This window comes from Paraburkholderia sp. BR13444, from assembly GCF_040948755.1.
Classification (GTDB): Bacteria; Pseudomonadota; Gammaproteobacteria; order Burkholderiales; family Burkholderiaceae; genus Paraburkholderia; species Paraburkholderia youngii.
Genome location: NZ_JBFPKM010000002.1, coordinates 808,148 through 828,374, shown reverse-complemented (window position 1 = coordinate 828,374; position 20,227 = coordinate 808,148). Strand labels below are relative to the sequence as shown.

Annotated in this window: 19 protein-coding genes; 8 read left to right on the top strand and 11 right to left on the bottom strand. The window is 64.4% G+C overall.

Features of this window, described 5'->3' with window-relative positions; genetic code table 11:
• Nucleotides 1–67: 67 nt before the first annotated feature.
• Together glpK and glpD are read right to left on the bottom strand one after the other, a co-directional pair.
• The gene (gene glpK / locus AB3X95_RS08200) at nucleotides 68–1,567 is read right to left on the bottom strand and encodes a glycerol kinase GlpK (protein ID WP_368596416.1); all 1,500 of its coding nucleotides are present in this window, start codon (nucleotides 1,565–1,567) and stop codon (nucleotides 68–70) included.
• Nucleotides 1,568–1,735: 168 nt separating this feature from the next.
• Nucleotides 1,736–3,265, bottom strand: coding sequence for a glycerol-3-phosphate dehydrogenase (glpD, locus tag AB3X95_RS08195; protein WP_368621052.1), 1,530 nt, complete (start codon nucleotides 3,263–3,265; stop codon nucleotides 1,736–1,738).
• A gap of 199 nt (nucleotides 3,266–3,464) precedes the next feature.
• Here glpD and AB3X95_RS08190 point away from each other — a divergent pair, with 199 nt between their 5' ends.
• On the top strand, nucleotides 3,465–3,839 hold the full coding sequence (locus AB3X95_RS08190; RefSeq protein WP_176121797.1) for a hypothetical protein: 375 nt from the start codon (nucleotides 3,465–3,467) through the stop codon (nucleotides 3,837–3,839).
• Nucleotides 3,840–3,896: 57 nt separating this feature from the next.
• Here the strand turns inward: AB3X95_RS08190 and AB3X95_RS08185 are convergent, their stop codons facing one another.
• From AB3X95_RS08185 to AB3X95_RS08175, 3 genes are all read right to left on the bottom strand, one after another.
• Nucleotides 3,897–4,550, bottom strand: coding sequence for a TetR/AcrR family transcriptional regulator (locus AB3X95_RS08185; protein ID WP_176121796.1), 654 nt, complete (start codon nucleotides 4,548–4,550; stop codon nucleotides 3,897–3,899).
• Between the two features lie 99 nt (nucleotides 4,551–4,649).
• Nucleotides 4,650–4,847: a hypothetical protein gene (locus AB3X95_RS08180; RefSeq protein ID WP_013090475.1), complete on the bottom strand. Its 198-nt coding sequence runs from the start codon at nucleotides 4,845–4,847 to the stop codon at nucleotides 4,650–4,652.
• A gap of 308 nt (nucleotides 4,848–5,155) precedes the next feature.
• Nucleotides 5,156–5,935, bottom strand: a complete 780-nt coding sequence (locus AB3X95_RS08175; protein WP_176121795.1) for a DeoR/GlpR family DNA-binding transcription regulator — start codon at nucleotides 5,933–5,935, stop codon at nucleotides 5,156–5,158.
• Between the two features lie 337 nt (nucleotides 5,936–6,272).
• Here AB3X95_RS08175 and ggt point away from each other — a divergent pair, with 337 nt between their 5' ends.
• The 4 genes from ggt to AB3X95_RS08155 all read left to right on the top strand — a co-directional run bounded on the left by ggt (nucleotide 6,273) and on the right by AB3X95_RS08155 (nucleotide 11,256).
• The gene (gene ggt, locus AB3X95_RS08170; protein ID WP_184226518.1) at nucleotides 6,273–7,913 is read left to right on the top strand and encodes a gamma-glutamyltransferase; all 1,641 of its coding nucleotides are present in this window, start codon (nucleotides 6,273–6,275) and stop codon (nucleotides 7,911–7,913) included.
• Nucleotides 7,914–8,098: 185 nt separating this feature from the next.
• The gene (locus tag AB3X95_RS08165; protein WP_176121793.1) at nucleotides 8,099–9,469 is read left to right on the top strand and encodes an MFS transporter; all 1,371 of its coding nucleotides are present in this window, start codon (nucleotides 8,099–8,101) and stop codon (nucleotides 9,467–9,469) included.
• Nucleotides 9,470–9,785: 316 nt separating this feature from the next.
• Nucleotides 9,786–10,613, top strand: a complete 828-nt coding sequence (locus AB3X95_RS08160; RefSeq protein ID WP_176121792.1) for a ferritin-like domain-containing protein — start codon at nucleotides 9,786–9,788, stop codon at nucleotides 10,611–10,613.
• Between the two features lie 109 nt (nucleotides 10,614–10,722).
• Nucleotides 10,723–11,256, top strand: coding sequence for a hypothetical protein (locus AB3X95_RS08155; RefSeq protein ID WP_368621105.1), 534 nt, complete (start codon nucleotides 10,723–10,725; stop codon nucleotides 11,254–11,256).
• 63 nt (nucleotides 11,257–11,319) lie between these two features.
• Here AB3X95_RS08155 and AB3X95_RS08150 read toward each other — a convergent pair whose 3' ends face one another.
• The 4 genes from AB3X95_RS08150 to AB3X95_RS08135 all read right to left on the bottom strand — a co-directional run bounded on the left by AB3X95_RS08150 (nucleotide 11,320) and on the right by AB3X95_RS08135 (nucleotide 15,910).
• Nucleotides 11,320–12,876, bottom strand: a complete 1,557-nt coding sequence (locus tag AB3X95_RS08150) for a DEAD/DEAH box helicase (protein WP_176365622.1) — start codon at nucleotides 12,874–12,876, stop codon at nucleotides 11,320–11,322.
• A gap of 226 nt (nucleotides 12,877–13,102) precedes the next feature.
• Nucleotides 13,103–13,723 (bottom strand): hemolysin III family protein, encoded by a 621-nt coding sequence (locus tag AB3X95_RS08145; protein WP_176105111.1) that lies wholly within the window; start codon nucleotides 13,721–13,723, stop codon nucleotides 13,103–13,105.
• 132 nt (nucleotides 13,724–13,855) lie between these two features.
• Entirely contained in the window at nucleotides 13,856–15,157 is a 1,302-nt protein-coding gene (locus AB3X95_RS08140; protein WP_184226446.1) for a cytochrome c, read from the bottom strand.
• Between the two features lie 21 nt (nucleotides 15,158–15,178).
• Nucleotides 15,179–15,910 (bottom strand): c-type cytochrome, encoded by a 732-nt coding sequence (locus tag AB3X95_RS08135; protein ID WP_176365623.1) that lies wholly within the window; start codon nucleotides 15,908–15,910, stop codon nucleotides 15,179–15,181.
• Nucleotides 15,911–16,251: 341 nt separating this feature from the next.
• On the opposite strand from AB3X95_RS08135, the gene copC reads away from it, so the two are divergent.
• The gene (copC, locus tag AB3X95_RS08130; RefSeq protein WP_368621051.1) at nucleotides 16,252–16,629 is read left to right on the top strand and encodes a copper homeostasis periplasmic binding protein CopC; all 378 of its coding nucleotides are present in this window, start codon (nucleotides 16,252–16,254) and stop codon (nucleotides 16,627–16,629) included.
• Nucleotides 16,626–17,555, top strand: a complete 930-nt coding sequence (locus tag AB3X95_RS08125) for a CopD family protein (RefSeq protein ID WP_368621050.1) — start codon at nucleotides 16,626–16,628, stop codon at nucleotides 17,553–17,555. Before copC ends, AB3X95_RS08125 begins: the two co-directional genes overlap by 4 nt.
• A 180-nt stretch (nucleotides 17,556–17,735) precedes the next feature.
• Here the strand turns inward: AB3X95_RS08125 and AB3X95_RS08120 are convergent, their stop codons facing one another.
• Together AB3X95_RS08120 and dgoD are read right to left on the bottom strand one after the other, a co-directional pair.
• A complete protein-coding gene (locus AB3X95_RS08120; RefSeq protein WP_176105116.1) occupies nucleotides 17,736–18,038 on the bottom strand; it encodes a hypothetical protein in 303 nt (100 codons plus the stop codon).
• A gap of 179 nt (nucleotides 18,039–18,217) precedes the next feature.
• Entirely contained in the window at nucleotides 18,218–19,366 is a 1,149-nt protein-coding gene (dgoD, locus tag AB3X95_RS08115) for a galactonate dehydratase (protein ID WP_176121784.1), read from the bottom strand.
• Between the two features lie 170 nt (nucleotides 19,367–19,536).
• On the opposite strand from dgoD, the gene AB3X95_RS08110 reads away from it, so the two are divergent.
• Nucleotides 19,537–20,214, top strand: coding sequence for a FadR/GntR family transcriptional regulator (locus tag AB3X95_RS08110; protein ID WP_176121936.1), 678 nt, complete (start codon nucleotides 19,537–19,539; stop codon nucleotides 20,212–20,214).
• The last annotated feature ends 13 nt before the right edge of the window (nucleotides 20,215–20,227 follow it).

The following is a 20,227-nucleotide window of genomic DNA, read 5'->3' as shown; positions in this document are numbered from 1 at the left end:
AAGCGACATCATACGTGCTTTCGGACCACGTCCTTTCGATGTTCTGCGTGCCCGCGGCCTTACGACCTTACGGTGTATCGGCCCAGGCCTTCGCCGCGCGGATCGCGCGCTGCCAGCCATCGAGGCAGGTCCTGATCTCCGCGTGCGGCCGCGCCGGTGTGAAGCGATGTTCGAGCTTCCACTGGCTCTTCAACTCGTCGATATCCTTCCAGTAGCCGACCGCGAGACCGGCCAGATAGGCGGCGCCTAGCGCGGTCGTCTCCGACACCTGGGGGCGCACCGTGTCGACGCCGAGGATGTCGGCCTGGAACTGCATCAGCAGATTGTTCGCGCAGGCGCCGCCATCCACGCGCAGCTCGCCGATACGAATGCCCGAGTCGGCTTCCATCGCCTTCAGCACATCGAGCGATTGATACGCGATCGAATCGAGCGCCGCACGCGCGATATGCGCGGAGGTCGTGCCGCGCGTGAGCCCGAACAGCGTGCCACGCGCATGCGCGTTCCAGTGCGGAGCGCCGAGGCCGGCGAACGCAGGCACGAGATACACGCCGTCGCAATGCGGCACGCTGCGCGCGAGCGTTTCGATTTCGGCCGCGCTCCTGATGATGCCGAGGCCGTCGCGCAGCCACTGCACCACCGCGCCGGCGATGAAGATGCTGCCTTCGAGCGCGTAGTCGATACGCTCGCCGATCTGCCAGGCGATCGTCGTGACGAGATTGTTCTTCGATTCGATCGGTTTGGCGCCCGTGTTCATCACGAGGAAGCAGCCGGTGCCGTAGGTATTCTTGACCATGCCGGACTCGGTGCACATCTGGCCGAACAATGCGGCGTGCTGATCGCCGGCGATGCCCGCGAGCGGAATCTTCGATGCGAACACGGTGGTCACCGTCGGTCCGTACACCTCCGACGACGGCCGCACTTCCGGCAGCATGTTGCGCGGAATGTCGAGTGCGGAGAGCAGTTCGTCGTCCCACTTCAGCGTGTGGATGTTGAACAGCATCGTGCGCGACGCGTTGGTTACGTCGGTGATGTGCAGCGCGCCCTTCGTAAAATTCCACATGAGCCAGCTGTCGACGGTGCCGAACGCGAGCCGGCCCTGACGCGCTTTTTCGCGCGCGCCTTCGACGTTGTCGAGAATCCAGCGGATTTTGGTCGCCGAGAAGTACGAGTCGATCGGCAGACCGGTCTTCGCGCGCACGCTCGCTTCCAGACCTTGCGCTTTCAGTTCGTCGCAGAAGTCGGCGGTGCGGCGGTCCTGCCAGACGATCGCGTTGTAGATCGGCTGGCCGGTTTCGCGATCCCACACGATCGTGGTTTCGCGCTGGTTCGTGATGCCGATCGCCGCGATCGACGTGCCGTTCATGCCGGCTCGCGTGACCGCCTCGGCGGCGACGCCGGCCTGGGTCGACCAGATTTCCCGCGGATCGTGCTCGACCCAGCCAGGCTGCGGGTAGATCTGCTGGAATTCCTTTTGCGCGCTCGACACGACGTTGCCGCGCCGGTCGAACAGCATTGCGCGTGAGCTGGTGGTGCCTTGGTCAAGCGCGAGGACGTACTGATCCTGCATTGTCTCTTCTCCATGCATGTTATGGATCGCCGGATCGTTTGGCCGGCGATGCGAGCGGCGTGTTGTTGTGAGCGAGCCGCCATAGTTTGAGGGTGCGTGCCGGCGTCGTCCAGCCGAAGCTGCGGTGGGTGGCCGGCTCCGCTCGCCGGGTGTCGTCTGCCGCGTCGCCTAGGCGCTCTGCCGGACCGGTTCGCGCGCGAACCACGCGTCGATGTCGCGCGTGATTTGCTCGAGCGTGCCCGGCTCGACATGCAGGCCGAGCTTCGAGCGCCGCCACAGCACGTCCTGCGCGGTACGCGCCCATTCGGTATCGCGCAGATAAATCAGCTCGGCTTCGTGCAGACCCGGCGCGAACTCGCGACCGAGTTCGGCGCGCGAGTGCGCCGAGCCGATCACGCGATTCGCGCGCGTGCCATACGCGCGCGCGAGCCGATGCGCGAGCGATGCCGGCAGCCACGCATGTTCGCGCGAGAACTCGCCGAGGAAGCGATTGAAGTTCGCCTGCGCGATGTCGCCGCCCGGCAGCGGCGCGTCGGCGGTCCACGCGGGCGCGCCGTGGTGCAGCGCGTCGGTGAGCGTATCGACGGCCTGCTCGGCGAGCTTGCGAAACGTCGTGATCTTGCCGCCAAACACCGACAGCAGCGGCGCCTCGTTCGCGGGCGCATCGAGTTCGAGCGAGTAGTCGCGCGTGACCGCCGACGGATTGTCCGCGTTCTCGTCCTCCAGCAGCGGGCGTACGCCCGAATAGCTCCAGCGCACGTCGGCGGGCGAGATCTTCTGCCTGAAGTAGCGGTTGATCGAATCGCATAGGTACTGCGTTTCGTTGGCGTCGATCGCGACTTGCGACGGGTCGCCGCGATATTCGAGGTCGGTCGTGCCGATCAGCGTGTAGTCGTGCTCATAGGGAATCGCGAAGATGATCCGCTTGTCCGGGTTCTGGACGATGTATGCGTGGTCGTGCTCGAACAGGCGCCGCGTGACGATGTGGCTGCCCTTGACGAGCCGCACGCTATGCGACGACGGCCGGCCGAGCGCGCCTTGCAGCAGCTCGCCGACCCACGGGCCCGCCGCGTTCGCGATCGCGGCGGCGCGCACGTCGCGAGTCGTGCCGTCCGCGCGTTGCAGTTGCGCGCGCCACTCACCGCCGGCGCGCACGGCGTTGAGCAGCTTCGTGCGCGTGAGGATGGTCGCGCCGCGCTCGTGCGCGTCGAGCGCGTTCAGCACGACGAGGCGCGCGTCGTTGACCCAGCCGTCCGAATAAACGAAGCCGCGCTTGATCGTGTCGACGAGCGGCGCGCCGGCCGGATGCCGGCTCATCACGATGCCGCGCGAGCCCGGCAGCAGTTCACGTTTAGCCAGATGGTCGTACAGGAACAGACCCGCGCGGATCAGCCAGGCGGGGCGCAGCTCGGGCATGTGCGGCATCACGAAGCGCAGCGGCCAGATGATGTGCGGCGCCGCGCGCAGCAGCGTTTCGCGCTCCTGCAACGCCTTGCGCACGAGCCCGAACTCGCGGTACTCGAGGTAGCGCAGCCCGCCGTGGATCAGCTTGGTGCTCGCCGACGACGTGTGCGCGGCCAGATCGTCCTGCTCGCACAGCAGCACCGACAGGCCGCGGCCGGCCGCGTCGCGGGCGATGCCGGCGCCGTTGATCCCGCCACCGACGACGAGCAAATCGTATTTCGTGCCTTGCGTCACCTGCTGAGCCCTCTGGATCGAATCTGGAAGTCAGTTGGAAAGCAAATTGAACGAATCATGTTCGTTTTCGAACTTTAATGAACATATTCGAAAAAGTAAAGTTCGCTTGATTTGCACGAACGTGGATCGAATCGCGACCGAGTGGCGTAACGCGCGAGCGCGGACGATACTCTTGGCAGCAGCCATTTCGAGGTGATGAATGCGAGGATTTTTGATGATCGGCGCTGCCGCGCTTCTGGCAGGATGCGTGAGTACGCCGAGTCTGGAAGGGACGAGGGGCGCGACGTCGTTCGAGGCGTTGCAGAAGATGTGCTCGCCGCAGACCGTCGACTACGGCCACGACGCGCAGATCGTCTACGAGACGTTCTTCGATGCCTATGTGGCGAACCGGCGCGGCCGGTTGTCGAACGACGACTTCTGCGCGTTCCAGGCGTCGATCGCGCAGCGCCATGCGAGCGAGGGGACGAGCAGCGATCCGAAGGTGCGCAACCAGTGGGTCGCGTTCTTCAACGAGCAGCGCGCAAGGGCGCTCAGCTGGCGGGCGACTGTCGACCCGACCTTGCGTAGCGGCTAAGTGGCAGCGGGTTGACTGGTGGGCCCGACTCTCGCGCCGCCTGTCAGGCGCACCAGTTCACTTTTGCGGCGCCAACGCTCCGCGCCACAGCATGCGCAGGATCTGCGCGAACACCGCTTCGCGCGACGGCTCATGTGCGCCGTCGTCGGCGGAATCGGCCTGTCGGGCCGCCGGCGGCGGCAACTGGTTCGCGAGCGCGAGCATCGTGAAGCCGTGCAGGCTCGTCCAGTACGCGTAGCCGATCAGACGCGGATCGCCTTCGAGAACACCCGCCTCGACGAGCCGCTCGAAGTGCGCTTCCAGCAGGCGCCACGCGCGTTGCGACGCCGCGGCCAGCTCGGGGTAAGCGCCTTGCTGTTGCGGCGTCTGATCGAACATCAAACGATAGGCGTGCGGCTCATCGAGCGCGAAGTCGACATAGGCCCGGCTGACGGCGCTGTGATCGATGGCGGGGGCGCCCGCCGGGATCGCTTTCGCGGCCGCTTCGAGGCGCGCGGCGAAGCGGTTGAAAGCGGCGGCGCGGACCATCGCCAGAATTTCTTCCTTGTCGCGGAAATAGCGATACGGTGTCATCGCGCTGCAGCCGAGCTCCTTCGCCAGCTCGCGCATCGTCACGCCTTGTGCGCCGCGGGTCGCAAACGCGTTTTCCGCGACGCGTCGCATCGCTTCGCGAAACTGCTGGATGTCGTCGGCGGAGAGCGTCTTGGGCATACGCGAGGGCGGGAAGTCCGTCGCGTGAATTTACTGTGTAAATGAGATGCGCACAACAAAGGGCCGCAAAGGCGGCCCGCTGTCAACTGCAGGGAAAACTCACGAATAACGTTTGATGGCCCGCAATGCGGTGTCGCCGGTTTCCGTCACGCGCCATTCTTCGTTGCCCGATGCGAGGCGTTCGAGTTGCACCAGTTGGCGTTCGAGCAACGCATCGAGTTCTTCTCGGTCCATTTCGACCTGGTTGGGGGCGTCCTTGACGAGCAACAACGTGGCGAATTCATGCGGACTCAGCATCGTTCTCTCCATGTCAGCAAATTGCGGACAGCCTTGCAGTCGACCGGTAGGCCGGGGCGGGGGTCCGCTAAAGATCAGGGCGGGAGGTACGGCTTACACGACAGATTCAGACAACCGACGCCGTGCGAAACTCGCAACGTACGCTGGGGAACTGGAGTGTAGGCGAGCACCGATGAAACGCCAACCTGGTCCCCGTAAATTTTCCATTTGACAATTGGCCGCGCGATAGGCGGTCCGGCCCTGCAGCCAAATTCTTGATTTCACGCGAGGTTTTGCGTGCACCGCAGCATGGCGGAGAACGCCTGGAATTATCCGGCGATGTAGATTTGACAATTCGCGGCGTTCAGAGCCTCGGCCATGTCGGCGGGTGGGGCGGCGTCGGTGAACAGCGCGTCGATCTGCTCGAGATGTCCTTGGCGAACTAGCGCGGGACGGCCAAACTTGGAGTGATCGGCGGCGAGGAAAACGGTGCGCGCGTGCTCGATGATCGCCTCGGCGACACGCACTTCGCGCGTATCGAAATCGCGCAGCGTACCGTCCGTTTCGATGCTCGACGTGCCGATGATCGCGAAATCGACCTTGAACTGGCGGATGAAGTCGATCGCCAGTTCCCCGACGATGCCCTTGTCCCACGGTCGCACGATGCCGCCCGTCACCAGCACTTCGCAGTCCGGGTAGCCGCTCATCATGCTCGCGACGTTCAGATTGTTCGTGATCACGCGCAAGCCGCGGTGGCGGTTCAGCGCGCGTGCCACTTCCTCGGTGGTCGTGCCGAGGTTGATGAACAGCGATGCCTGGTCCGGAATGTGAGTGGCTACCAGCGCCGCGATGCGTCGCTTCTCTTCATGGAACATGCGCTGGCGCGCGGTGTACGAGACGTTCTCGGAACTGGTCGGCAGACTGGCGCCGCCGTGATAGCGGCGCAGCAGATTCATATCGGCGAGCCAGTTGACGTCGCGGCGGATCGTCTGCGGGGTGACGTCGAAGTGGCTCGCGAGGTCGTCCACGGTCACGAAGCCGTCGCGTTGCACCCACTCCAGCAATTCCTGTTGCCGGGCGTTGAGAGTCAGGCGGGGGTCTCGTGTCATGTGTGGTGTGTCGTGGCTGTTGTGTCGGCGCGGTCCGTCGTCGTCATCAGGCGGCTGGCCGAAAGCCGGCTGCCGACGAACGCGGTTGCGGCTATTGTAAGACCATCGTGCCCCCTGTCCGCCAACCCGCGCGATCCGCTGGAATTTGCCGAGAGCACTCCGAATCTGCTCGAACCCCGATTCAGGCGCATTTCGCATTTATTCATTTGATAAATGAATTTGTTTTTTGACGCGCTTCGCGATGCAATCCTGGGTTTCGCGATTTACCTGCTATACAACCTTTCCCCTGATGTCCGGCGACTTTTTCGTGCCGGCCGCGCTTTCGAGAGTGTTCGACATGACTGGCTTCAGCAACTGGCAAAACCCTTATCCGACGCAACGTCTGCCCGTATTCGCACGCAATATCGTTTCGACCTCGCACCCTCTCGCCGCGCAGGCCGGGCTGCGCATGCTGTGGAAAGGCGGCAATGCCGTCGATGCGGCCATCGCGGCCGCCGCCGCGATCACGGTGGTCGAGCCGGTGTCGTGCGGCCTCGGCGGCGACGCGTTCGCGCTCGTGTGGGACGGCAAGAAGCTGCATGGTCTGAACGCGTCGGGCGTAGCGCCGGCCGCGTGGAACGTCGATTACTTCAAGCGCAAATACGGCGAGGAAAACGGCCTCGCGCAGCAGCCGAAGCGCGGCTGGGATGCGGTCACCGTGCCGGGTGTGATCGCCGGCTGGGAAGCGCTGCACCAGAAGTTCGGCAAGCTGCCGTTCGCCGACCTGATGGAGCCGGCCATCGAAATCGCCGAGCGCGGTCACGCGGTGGCGAGCATCGTCGCTTACAAGTGGGCAGCCGCGGTGCCTGAGCTGAAGGACCAGCCGGGCTTCGCGCAAACCTTCATGCCGCGCGGCCGTGCGCCCGAGGTCAGCGAGCTGGTGCGCTTCCCCGGTCATGCGAAGACGCTGCGCCTCATCGCCGAGCAAGGCCCGCGCGCGTTCTACGAAGGCGAGATCGCCGAGCGGATCGCCGTGTTCGCGCGCGCAGGCGGCGGCGCGCTGAGCGCCGACGATCTGCGCAACTACCGCGCTGACTGGGTCGAGCCGATCGGCAAGGACTATCGCGGCTACACCGTGCACGAGATTCCGCCGAACGGCCAAGGCATCGCGGCGCTGGTTGCGCTCGGCATCCTGGAAAAGTTCGACGTGAAGTCGCTGAAGGTCGACAGCGTCGAGTCGCAGCATCTGCAGATCGAAGCGATGAAGCTCGCGTTTGCCGATGTGTATCGCTACGTCGCCGATCCGCGCTCGATGGAAGTCACGCCCGAGCAGATGCTCGACGACGCGTATCTGAGTTCACGCGCGAAGCTGATCGATCCGAAGCGCTCGACGCACTTCGACTTCGGCATGCCGAAGGCGGGCGGCACGATCTACCTGTCGGCCGCGGACGAGAGCGGCATGATGGTGAGCTTCATCCAGTCCAACTACATGGGCTTCGGCTCGGGTGTCGTGGTGCCCGACAGCGGCATCGCGCTGCAGAACCGCGGCTGCGGCTTCTCGATGGACCCGAAGTCGCCGAACGTCGTCGAGGGCGGCAAGCGGCCGTTCCACACGATCATTCCGGCATTCCTCACGCAGCAGGTGAACGGCCAGCAGGAAGCGGTGATGAGCTTCGGCGTGATGGGCGGCGACATGCAGCCGCAAGGCCATCTGCAGACCGTGGTGCGCATGCTCGACTACGGACAGCAGCCGCAGGCCGCGTGCGATGCGCCGCGCTGGAAGGTCAACCGCGACTTCACGGTCGATATCGAGTCGACGCTCGATCCGAAGACCACCGAGGGCCTGCAGAAGCTCGGCCACACGATCAAGTCGGTCGACGATCCGTACATGGACTTCGGCTCCGGCCAGTTCATCTGGAAGCTCGATCGCAACGAGCCGGAGCGCGGCTACGTGGCGGCCAGCGACAGCCGCCGCGACGGTCTGGCGGCCGGCTTCTAGGCCACGACGAGGCAACGCGCGGAGCTGAGCTCCACACCGGAGCTCAGCTCAGACACCCGGGCAACAGGCGACGAACGCGCGGCATTCCGTATGCCGCGCCAATGCGCGCCCACCAGCCGCCTCGCCGATGCAGGCGAAGCCGCGCCCGACACAGCTTTCACGCAGCAGACACGCAGGAGACCATCATGAACACCCCCGCGTCGCATTCGACAAGTGCTTCGCCTCACGCCGCGCCGCTTTCGAAAGCGATGGTGCGGCGGATCGTTTTCTCGTCGTCGATTGGCAACGCGCTCGAGTGGTTCGACTTCCTGGTTTATGGCTACTTTGCGACGATCATCGCGAAACAGTTCTTCCCGATGCAGGACGAGTGGCTGTCGACGCTGCTCGCGATCGCCACCTTCGGCATCTCGTTCCTGATGCGCCCGCTCGGCGCGATCGTGCTCGGCGTGTACGGCGACCGCAAGGGCCGCAAAGCGGCGCTGACGCTCGCGATCGCGCTGATGATGCTCGGTACTTTCACGATGGCCGTGATGCCACCGTTTTCGACGATCGGTCTCGCGGCGCCGCTGCTGGTGCTGTTCGCGCGGCTCGTGCAGGGCTTCGCGGTCGGCGGCGAGTTCGGCAGCGCGACCGCGTTCATGGTCGAACACAGCGCGACGCGGCGCGGCTACTACGCGAGCTGGCAGTTCGCGAGCCAGGGTCTCGCGGCGATCACCGCGGCCGCCTTCGGTTCGCTGCTGACCGCGTGGCTGCCGGCCGAGCACCTGAACAGCTGGGGCTGGCGTGTGCCGTTCGTGTTCGGTCTGCTGGTCGGGCCGGTCGGCTACTACATCCGCTCGCATCTCGACGAGACACCCGAATTCCTCGCATTGCGTGAAGAGCGCGCGGCGAGCGAAGCGGCCGGTGAGCGCAAGGCCGTGAACGGATCGAAGGACCCGTCGTTCTCGAATCAGTGGGTCAACCTGCTGCTCGCGATCGGCATCGTTGCGCAGTCGACGGTCGGGGTGTACGTGCTGCAGCTCTATATGCCGCTCTACGCGGTCAAGCAGCTGCATATGGCGGCGGCCGCCTCGTTCGGCGTGGTCGTGCTGAACGGCGGCATGCAGTTCATCTTCTCGCCGATCATGGGCGCGCTGTCCGATCGCATCGGCCGAATTCGCATCATGCTGAGCACGTCGATCCTGATGGGCCTGCTGATCTATCCGATGTTCGCATGGTTGCAGGCACATCCGACGATTGGCTGGCTGCTCGTGCTGCAAGGCGTCGCCGGTATTTTCAAGGCCTCGTACTCCGGGCCGATGCCCGCGCTTATGTCGGAGATCTTCCCGACCCAGGTACGCTCGACTGGCCTTTCAATTGGTTACAGCCTCGGCGTGACGATCTTCGGCGGCTTCGCGCCGACCATCGTCGAAACCTTCATTCATCTGACCGGCGACAAACTCGCGCCGAGTTATTACGTGCTGCTTGCGGCGGTGCTTTCGGGCGCATCGCTGATCATCGTCGCGCTGCGCATGCGTCGTGTGCGTCCCGTCTCGGGCGAGGTACAACCTGCCTGAGGAAGAGGGGCCACCTGGGGCGCCCGTGTCCACAATCCGCCGGACGTGGTGTGTGTCCGAAAAGCCAGCCTTTTGGGCTGGTTTTTTTTTGGCTTGCGGACGTCGTTTTTAATCCGCTGCAAGATTTCGGAACTGCGTCGTTGCGGCATGGTCTGTGCTGTGTGAACTGCATGGTCGGATATCTCCGGCTAACATGCAGAGTACAAGGGCCCAACTCTAATTCACGGCGTTGTATCCGGCACGGAGAACATCACGGCGAGCGCGGGGGCGGTTGCGAAGAACTCCACGGGTCGGTACAGCATGGGAGCAAGACACAATGCACACGGAGCTGAACCATGTCATGCCCTGGCGGATCGAGGACATCGATCTGACGCGCATCGACCGGCAGAAGGCCGCTGCCAACGAAGACCTGCTGCTGTTGCTGTGCGCGGCATCGTTCATCGAAAGCGGCACTGATCTCTACACCAGCAATCTGAGTACATTTTTCAACGACGACCCTGAGGTCTCGGCCTGGCTCAACCACGAGTGGGAGCCCGAGGAAATGCAGCACGGCCGGGCGCTGCAGACCTATATCGCGTATGTATGGCCCGAGTTCGACTGGCATACCGCGTTCCGCAATTTCATGGGCGAGTATTCGCTGACTTGCTCGGTCGACGATTTCGAAAAGACCCGGGCGCTCGAGATGGTCGCGCGTTGCGTAGTCGAAACGGGTACCGCGACACTGTATCGAGCGATCAACGAATGCTCGGATGAGGCGGTGCTCAAGCAGATCACCGACAACATCCGCACCGACGAAGTCCGTCATTACAAGCATTTTTTCAAGTACTTCAAGAAGTACAACCGGATCGAGGGCAACGGCCGGCTCGCGGTGCTCGGCGCGTTGATGCGTCGCGTGATGGAAATCAAGAACGAAGATTCGGAGATCGCATTGCGCCACGTGTTCGCGATTCGCTATCCGGAGCGCGTGCACGACTCCGCATATAACCGCGAGCGCGCGGCGCGCATCAATAAGCTGGTGCGGCGCAATCTGTCCGCCGACATGTGCGTGAAGATGCTGCTCAAGCCGCTCGATCTGCCGGCGCGCATTCAGCCGGGTGTGCATTATCCGCTCGCGAAGATCACGCAGCATGTGTTCTTTCGCTGAGCCTTGAAAGCGAATCACAGAGCAAAGCCCGCATCAGCCCGCATCAGCGGGCTTTGCTTTTTTCGAGGCATGATTGAGCTTTACCCACTACTTCGACTGGATCGATGGCATGAACGATTCCTCCTCCGCATCACCGTCCGCGCGTCCGCTCGAACAGAATGTGTTCGACGAATGGCCGGCCAACGTGCGCGCGTTGTTCGACGGTTCGTCGCTTGCGGACAAGGTGGGCTTCACCGCGTCGCTGCTGAGCGTCGATGCGAACGGGCACGTGCGCACGTCGCTGTTGAGCGTCGGCGAACTCTATGCACCCGACTCGCGCACGCTGTGCATTGCGCTATGGCCGCAGGCGCGCGCGACGGGCGCGATTGCGCAAAGCGGGCGCGCGGCGCTGAGCTTTGTATGCGATGCGGCGTTCTATCAGGTGCAATTGCGTATCGCGCCGCTGCCCGGTGTTGCGGGCGATGACAGCGGCCTCGTCTATCTGCTCGGCTCGATCGACACAGCGGAAGCGCAAAGCGTCCGTTATGCGCGCCTGACGGGCGGCATCACGTTCGAATTGCAGGGAGAGGGGAGTGCAGTGCTCGAGCGATGGGAACAGCAGATCGAGCATTTGAAGCGGGCTGCCGCCGCGAGCAGCCGTTAGTCTTCGAGCAGGGAAGTGCTAACGGCTGGTACGGACGCTGGCAGCCCTTAGGCCGAGCGACGCTTAACGGCCGCCGTCGCCGTTGCGCGACGGTTGCCCGCCACGCGGCGCATCGTTGCGCTTCACGCCGCCGCCGAGCAACGCGCCCGGATTGCCGTTGGGCGAACGATTGCCTTGCGGCTTGCGCGGCGCGTGGTGCGCGGGAGCGCCATCATGCGCGGCGGCACGCGGCCGATCGTCGTGCCGCTGAGTATCGCGACGCGGCTGACCGCCATTGCCGGCCGGCTTCGCACCTTGCGGCCGCGGCGCGGGCTGAGCATTCGACGCACGCTGTCCCGAACGCTGACCGGAGCCTTGAGCCGGCTTGGCCGATGCGCCACCACCAGCAGCGCCGTCACGACGCCCCGCGCCTTGTCCCTGGCGCTGCGAACGCCCGCCGCCACCTTGGCCGCGTCGCTGGATCGGCTCCGGCTTCGCGGTCGGGTCCGGCTCGAAACCGGCGATCACTTCCTGCGGGACCGGACGCTTGATCAGCTTCTCGATGTCCTTCAGCAACTGCAGTTCATCGACGCATACGAGCGACACCGCCTCGCCCGTCGCGCCTGCGCGACCCGTGCGGCCGATGCGGTGCACGTAGTCTTCCGGCACGTTCGGCAGATCGAAGTTGACCACGTGCGGCAGCTGATCGATATCGATGCCGCGTGCCGCGATGTCGGTTGCCACCAGCACCTGCAGCGTGCCGTCCTTGAACTCGGCGAGCGCGCGCGTGCGGGCCGACTGGCTCTTGTTGCCGTGGATCGCGAGCGCGCTGATGCCGTCCTTCGTCAGCTGCTCGGCGAGGCGGTTCGCGCCGTGCTTGGTGCGCGTGAACACGAGCACCTGGAACCAGTTGTGCTGCCGGATCAGATGCGTGAGCAGCTCGCGCTTGCGGTCGCGATCGACCGGGTGAATCTTTTGCGCGACCGTTTCGGCCGTCGTGTTGCGGCGCGCGACTTCGATCAGCGCCGGTGAATCGAGCAGGCTGTCGGCGAGCGCCTTGATCTCGTCGGAGAAGGTCGCCGAGAACAGCAGGTTCTGGCGCTTCGGCGGCAGCTTCGCGAGCACGCGCTTGATGTCGTGGATGAAGCCCATGTCGAGCATGCGGTCCGCTTCGTCGAGTACGAGAATCTCGAGATGCGACAGGTCGATGGTCTTCTGCTGCATGTGATCGAGCAGACGGCCCGGCGTCGCGACGACGATATCGACGCCGCGCTTCAACGCATCGATCTGCGGATTGATGCCGACACCGCCGAACATCACGGTCGACTTCAGCTTCAGATACTTGCCGTACGCACGCACGCTTTCTTCGACCTGCGCGGCGAGTTCGCGCGTCGGCGTGAGGATCAGCGCGCGCACCACGCGCTTGCCGCCGGCGGCCGGCGACATCGAATTCAGGCGCTGCAGGATCGGCAGCGTGAAGCCGGCGGTCTTGCCGGTGCCGGTTTGCGCGCCGGCGAGCAGATCGCCGCCGTTGAGCACGGCCGGGATCGCCTGAGTCTGGATCGGAGTCGGGCTGGTATAGCCGAGTTCATTGACAGCGCGGACCAGCGGTTCGGACAAGCCGAGGGAATCAAAAGACATAAAAGCTCTTTGCAATGCAGTTTCGCGAACGGCCCCGCTGAGCCCATAGGACCCCAACGCGGAACAACCAGCGCGGCATCGACACGCCCGCATGGCGTGTGCGAGGCCGCAGCCCGGTTCCGTTCACGGAGAAATCGGCGGCACGTTCACAGATGTGCCGAATGGTTTCAACGCGCTATGCAGACACGTCGACTGGCCTTAAGTTGCAATTCGTCGCCGTGGAACGTCACGCGACATAGCGCGCGACACTGACGAATTGACACAGACTGCCCGCCAGTACGAACAGGTGCCAGATACCATGTCCGTGGCGGATGCGCTCGTCGTTGATGAAGAAATAGATGCCGGCGCTGTAGATGACGCCGCCGGCCACGAGCCACGCGGTACCCGCGGCCGGCAATGCCTGCACCAGCGGGCGGACAGCTACGAGCGCGAGCCATCCCATCAACACATACAGCACCATCGACACGCTGCGGGTGCGTCGCCCGAGCGTGAGTTCCTGCACGATGCCGAGGGCAGCGAGCCCCCAGCTCACGCCGAATAGCGACCAGCCCCACGGTCCACGCAACGTGACAAGCGTGAACGGCGTGTAACTGCCGGCGATCAGCAGGTAGATCGCCGAATGATCGCATTTCTGCAGAATCGCCTTCAGTCGCGCATGGCTGACGCTGTGATACAGCGTCGAGATCGCATACAGCACGAACAGCATCGCACCATACACGCTGAAGCTGACGACCTTGTACGCGTCGCCAGCGAGCGCGCCCATCGTGACGAGCGCCGCCAGCCCCACCACCGACAGCACGGCGCCGACGAGATGGGTAATGCTGTTCAAACGCTCACCAAAGGGCACGACTCTTTCCTCCCGCACGGTCCCACGAAGGCGACCACCAACACAAACAGGCCCACATGATACCGGTCCTGAAAAAACGAAGGGCGCGGCCGCGAAACTCGCAGGCCGCGCCCAGGGTACGTCGAACCCTGCTTAGTCGAGCGGCGCCGAACGCAACTCGGCCACTTGCTGTGGCGACACGGCCGTACCGTGGTTGCCCCAGGACATACGGATGTACGTCACGACCGCTGCGACTTCCTGATTCGACAGAGACTGTGCGAACGGCGGCATGCCGTACGGATGCGGGTTCGCGTCCGTGCTCGGCGGATAACCGCCGTTCAGCACCATGCGGATCGGGTTGACCGCCGACGGCATCTGGATCGACTGGTTGTTCGCGAGCGGCGGGAATGCCGGCGGGCGGCCGAGACCATTGTCTTCGTGGCACTTCGCGCAGTTGTCAGCGTAGATCTTCTGGCCTTGCTTCAGCAGTTCGCCGCCGAACTTTTCCGAGGTTTCGAGCTGCAGCGGTTCCGGTGCTTCGCTCTTCTGCGGAATCGTCTTCAGGTACGTCGCCATCGCGTTGATGTCTTCGGTCGACAAATACTGCAGGCTGTTGTGAACCACTTCGGCCATCGGACCGAACACCGCGCCGCGGGTCGACACGCCGGTCTTCAGCAGGTCGGCGATGTCCCTCAGGTCCCAGTCGCCGAGGCCGGCTTCCTTGTTCGACGTCAGCGACGGCGCATACCAGTTCTGCAGCGGAATCAGACCGCCCGCGAAAGCCGCCGAGCTGACCGGGCCGCCCATCGCGTTGATCGACGTATGGCACATGCCGCAGTGGCCGAGGCCTTCGACCAGATACGCACCGCGGTTCCATTCGACCGACTTGGTCGGGTCCGGCTTGAACTCGCCTTCACGGAAGAACAGCGTGCGCCAGCCGATCAGCATGTTGCGCTGGTTGAACGGGAATTTCAGTTCGTGCGGACGGCTCGGTACGTTGACCGGCGTGACCGAGCGCAGGTACGCGTAGATCGCGTCGGAGTCGGCGCGCGTGACCTTCGTGTAGCTCGTGAACGGGAAGCCCGGATAGAGCAGACTGCCATCTTTCGAGCGGCCGGTGTGCATCGCGCGATAGAAGTCGTCCTGGGTCCACTTGCCGATGCCGTACTGGTCGTCAGGCGTGATGTTCGGCGTGAACATCGTGCCGAACGGCGTGGCCATCGGCAGGCCGCCGGCGAACGGCTGTCCGCCGCGCACGGTGTGGCAGGCGATACAGTCGCCCGCGCGGGCGAGGTACTCGCCCTTCTTGATCAGGTCGGCCTGGTCCGCGGGCGTTGCCGCGACGGCTGCGCCGCTGCTATGCAGATGGTCGCCGCCCGACCACAGGACGGGAACGAGTGCGGCGGCCGCGACCACGACGACTGCCGACAGGGCGAACAAAGACTTGCGTTTCATTTGAATGTCTCTCCCGGCGCCTTATTGCGGTTCGCTGCCGCAGGCAAGCGGAGTCTTCAAGGAGCGGGCCGGAGCCGGCACGGGGTTTTGCGGAGCCTGCTGCGTGGCAAGCCAGGCCGCGACGGCGTTCACGTCTTCGTCGCTAAGGCGCGTGGCGATGGTGTGCATGCAGTCCGGTGCGATCGCACGACGCGTGCCCGAACGCCATGAGCCGAGCTGCGCGCTGATGTAGTCGGCGTGCAGGCCGACGAGACCCGGGATCGCCGGTTCCATACCGGTCAGCGCCTTGCCGTGGCAGGCCGCGCAAGCGGGCACCTGCTTGTTCGCATCACCATGCAGCACGATCTGCTCACCGCGCGCGAGCGTGGAGGCGGAGGCCGTCGGCTTGGCCGGCGTCGGATACGGTGGGCGCTGCTGCGAGAAGAAGTTGGCGATCTGATGCAGGTAGTCGTCGGAGAGATACGTGACGAGGTAGTTCATCGGCGGGTACTTGCGGCGCCCTTCACGGAAGTTCTGCAACTGATTGAACAGATATCCCGCCGGCTTGCCCGCAAGACGCGGGAAGTAATCGTTGTCGGTGCCTTGCCCATGCGAGCCGTGGCAAGCCGTGCAGCCTTGCACGCGCGCTTCCATCGTGTCGGGGGCCTTCGGTTGAGTCTGCGCTTTCGCAGCGCTATAGACACCCGCGGAGCCGATCAGCAGAAGGGCAAGCAACGGGCGGAAGAGGCGTCTTGAAGACACGCGTAACTCCATCAGAATCGGGGACCTGACCGAACTTCGGGCGGCTCGGTGTGAAGGACAGCCGTCGCTGCGGCGACGCAGCATTCTATCATCGAAGGGTGATGGTGCCTATTTGCCGCATTAGATGCGGTTCCAGGTGTGACCACCATGCGACAGTGTGTCGCGTCTGCCAGTTTCGGACTTCAGTTGCGTCGTGCGTCGTGGTCAATATCGTTGTCTCATCAAGCAAGGTTGAACCGATCCCCGTGCGCGCCATCGAAGCGTACACTTCCGGGCTCGCCGGCCGTCGTGCAGACGATGCGCGTCGTCGGCCCGGCTCTGTTTCGTTCGTTCTCATCCGCTATCGGCCCCACATGAAGCTATTCGATTTCTCCTCATCGACGCTGCGAGCGTTGATGTCCGGCGCGGTGGCGCTGGCCATGTCATCCACCGCGTTCGCGCATGCGCACCTGATCTCGAGCGTGCCGGCCGCGAACGCCGAGGCCGTCGCGCCCGCCGACTTGACCATCCATTTCACCGAGCCGCTCGAGCCTGCGTTCAGCAAGATCACACTCGCCGATACAAGCGGCAAGCCTGCGACTTCGACCGCGTCGACGGTCGATAGCGCGGACGCCCGCGAGATGCACCTTGCGCTGCCTCAGCTGACGAGCGGCCGCTATTCGGTGCACTGGGTCGCGGTGGTCACCGATGGCCATCGTACGCAAGGCGACTTCGCGTTCAACGTCAAATGAACTTCGACGCACTGTGGATCGGGCAGGTCGCAATGGCCGCGCTCATGAACGTCGCGTTCGGCTTCGCCGTTGGCTCGGCGCTACTCGGCGCATGGCTCGCGAAGGACGGGCTGCAAGGCATTTCACCGGCGCGCCCCGGCTGGATGCGCGCACATCGCTCGATGCTCGCGGCCACCATCGTGCTGGTGCTCGCGGATCTCGGCTGGCTGTTGTATCAGGCGGCGTCGATGAGCGGCGTCGCGTTGCCCGTGGCATTCGGCGCGGTGCCGACGGTGCTGACGCAAACGCATGTCGGCTATGGCTGGAGCGTCGCGTTCGGCGGCGCGCTGGTGCTGCTCGGCACCGCGCTGAGCCATGGCACGGGCATGCTGCGTAACACGCTGCTGTGGCTCGCGGTGCTCGCGATCTCGGCGGGCAAGGCGTCGCTCGGTCATGCTGCCGATGCCGGCGTCGTATCGGCCGCGATCGGCATGCAGACGCTGCACGTGCTCGCGACGAGCGTCTGGGGCGGTGTCGTGATGGCCGCGGGCTTCGCGGTGCTGCCGGCGCTCGGCGCATCGACCGCGCGCGGCATGCTGATTCGCACGGCGACCCAGGTGTCGAACGTGTCGCTCGTCGCAGTCGCGTTGGTATTGCTGTCGGGCGTCTTCAATGCGGTGCGCGGCTCGGGTGGGTCGTTCGAAGCGATTCAGGGGAGCACGTGGGGCCATGTGCTGACATTGAAGCTCGTGCTGGTCGCGCTCGCGCTGGTGCTCGGCGCGCTGAACCGCACGTCGGCGCTGCCGCGCCTGCGTCGCACCGCGTCGACGATGGATGCGCATACCTTCGTCAACGTGATCTATCTGGAAGCGCTCGTGATGATCGGCGTGTTCGTCGTCGCGGCCGCGTTGTCGCACACCGTGCCGGCGTTCGCTGCGCTCGGCTGAAAGCGCGGCGCGCCGCATAAAAAAGCGCCGCACTGCAAAGCACGTGCGGCGCAATACACACGGTCGCCTGGCTGTGGCCAGCGCACCCGCTACTACTCTTCAGGCAAGCAGCGCGTCGTCGCGCGCGCGTTCCAGCAATGCAGGCGTCAGTCGCATCACGCGGTCCGGCTCGCTGCGCGCTTACTCGAGGCCGAGGCGATGACCGAGAATCGGCGCGCAGAACAACGCGATCGCGCAGCCCGCGGCCTTCCCTTCGAGTTCGGCGCCGGCCGCGTGCGTGCCGACCATCTGCGTGAGCAGATCGAAAACCTGCGGCAGGCAGTACAGCACTGCCGCGGCGATAAAGAATTTCCCGACCACCGCGATGCTCCATCCGCGCTCGTAGGCGACCATCGCGCCGATGATGCGCAGCACGCCGAAGACAACCAGCGCACCGACCGCCGCCTGTTCGCGGATCAAATAGTCAGGAAGGAATTCGCCCATGGTGTTCCCCGCGGCATGCGTTGTCGGCATGCATTTCAGCAAGGAGCAGACCATGCGTCTGTCCGATACCGAACAAACGTCGCGAGAGCTGGGCGGGAGAAGGCTGTGCGGGGATCGAGGCAGGGAGGGGCGACCCGCGCGTCACATAGCCGGAACGCGCGGGCGCAATGGCCCACGAGTCACCATTCGGCGACGCTGCCGTCCGTGTGACGCCACACCGGATTGCGCCAGCGATGGCCGACCTTCGCCATCTCGCGCACCTTCTCCTCGTTGACCTCGATGCCGAGGCCCGGGCCTTGCGGGATCGACACGAAGCCGTCTTCATACTTGAAGACTTCCGGGTTCTTGATGTAATCGAGCAGGTCGTTGCCCTGGTTGTAATGGATGCCGAGGCTCTGTTCCTGGATGAACGCGTTGTAGCTGACCGCGTCGATCTGCAGGCAGGTCGCGAGCGCTATCGGGCCGAGCGGACAATGCAGCGCGAGCGCGACGTCGTAGGCTTCGGCCATCGCGGCGATCTTGCGGCACTCGGTGATGCCGCCCGCGTGCGAAGCGTCCGGCTGGATGATGTCGACGTAGCCGCCCGACAGGATGTGCTTGAAGTCCCAGCGCGAATACAGACGCTCGCCGAGCGCGATCGGGGTATTGGTCTGATTGACGATGTCGCGCAGCGCCTCGGCGTTCTCCGACAGCACCGGCTCCTCGATGAACAGCAGCTTGTACGGATCGAGTTCCTTGGCGAGCACCTTCGCCATCGGCTTGTGCACGCGGCCGTGGAAGTCCACGCCGATGCCGATGTTCGGCCCGACCGCCTCGCGCACCGCCGCGACGTTGTTGATCACGCCTTGCACCTTGTCGAAGGTGTCGATGATCTGCAGTTCTTCCGAGCCGTTCATCTTGACGGCCTTGAAGCCGCGCTCGACCACCGCGCGCGCGTTGTTCGCGACATCGCTGGGGCGGTCGCCGCCGATCCACGAGTACACCTTGATCTTGTCGCGCACCTGGCCGCCGAGCAGCGCATGCACCGGCACGCCATGATGCTTGCCCTTGATGTCCCACAGCGCCTGATCGACGCCGGCGATCGCGCTCATCGTGATCGGGCCGCCGCGATAGAAGCCCGCGCGGTACATTACCTGCCAGTGATCCTCGATCAGCAGCGGGTCCTTGCCGATCAGATAATCGGAGAGTTCCTCGACGGCCGCGGCGACCGTGTGCGCGCGGCCTTCCACCACCGGCTCGCCCCAACCGACGATGCCCTCATCGGTCTCGATCTTGAGGAAGCACCAGCGCGGCGGGACGATGAAGGTTTCGAGCTTGGTGATTTTCATGGTGTGTGTCTCCTGACGATCTGCCGGCACGCAAAGAATTTTGGGAATTCCATGCTACAACAAAAGTGCATTTAAATACTATTAATAGTACTATTTGCCGCATAGTGGTGAGATTTGGAATACTTGTTGCCGCGTTGCGCGACGAGACCACCACCCGCTAGGAGAAAACCATTCCGCACGATCTGCATGGGCGAGTCACCCAACTGCTCGCGACCGCGATTCTGCGCGGCGACTATGCGCCGGAGTCGATCCTGCCTCGCGAAGCCGAGTTAATGGAGACGTTCGGCGTGAGCCGCACGGTGTTGCGCGAGGCGCTGCGCACGCTGACGTCGAAAGGGCTGATCGAATCGCGGCCGCGCGTGGGTACGCGGGTGCGGGTCAAGTCCGCGTGGAACCTGCTCGATGCCGATCTGCTCGACTGGTATTCGCGCGTCGCCGAGCCGATGGCGTTTGCGCTCAAACTGCAGGAAATGCGCGAGATGATCGAGCCTTACGCGGCCGGCCTTGCGGCCACCGCGTGCACCGATGACACGTTGGGCGCGCTTGCGGCCGCCCATGCCGCGATGGTGGCGGCGCGTAACGTCGACGAGTGGGTGCGTGCGGATCTGCAGTTCCATCTGTGCGTGCTGACCGCGTGTAGCAACGAATTGCTGATTCCGCTTGGCGCGCTGATCGAGCGCACGCTCGAGGCACAGTTGCGGCTCAATGCGAAACGCGCCGATGTGTTCAACGCGTCGCTCGCCGAGCACACGGCGGTGTACGACGCCATCCGCGCGCGCGATGCCGCTGCGGCGTACGCGGCGATGTCGTCATTGCTTGGCGTGACGCGCGGGCGAATCGAAGGCTGAGACGGACGGCGCC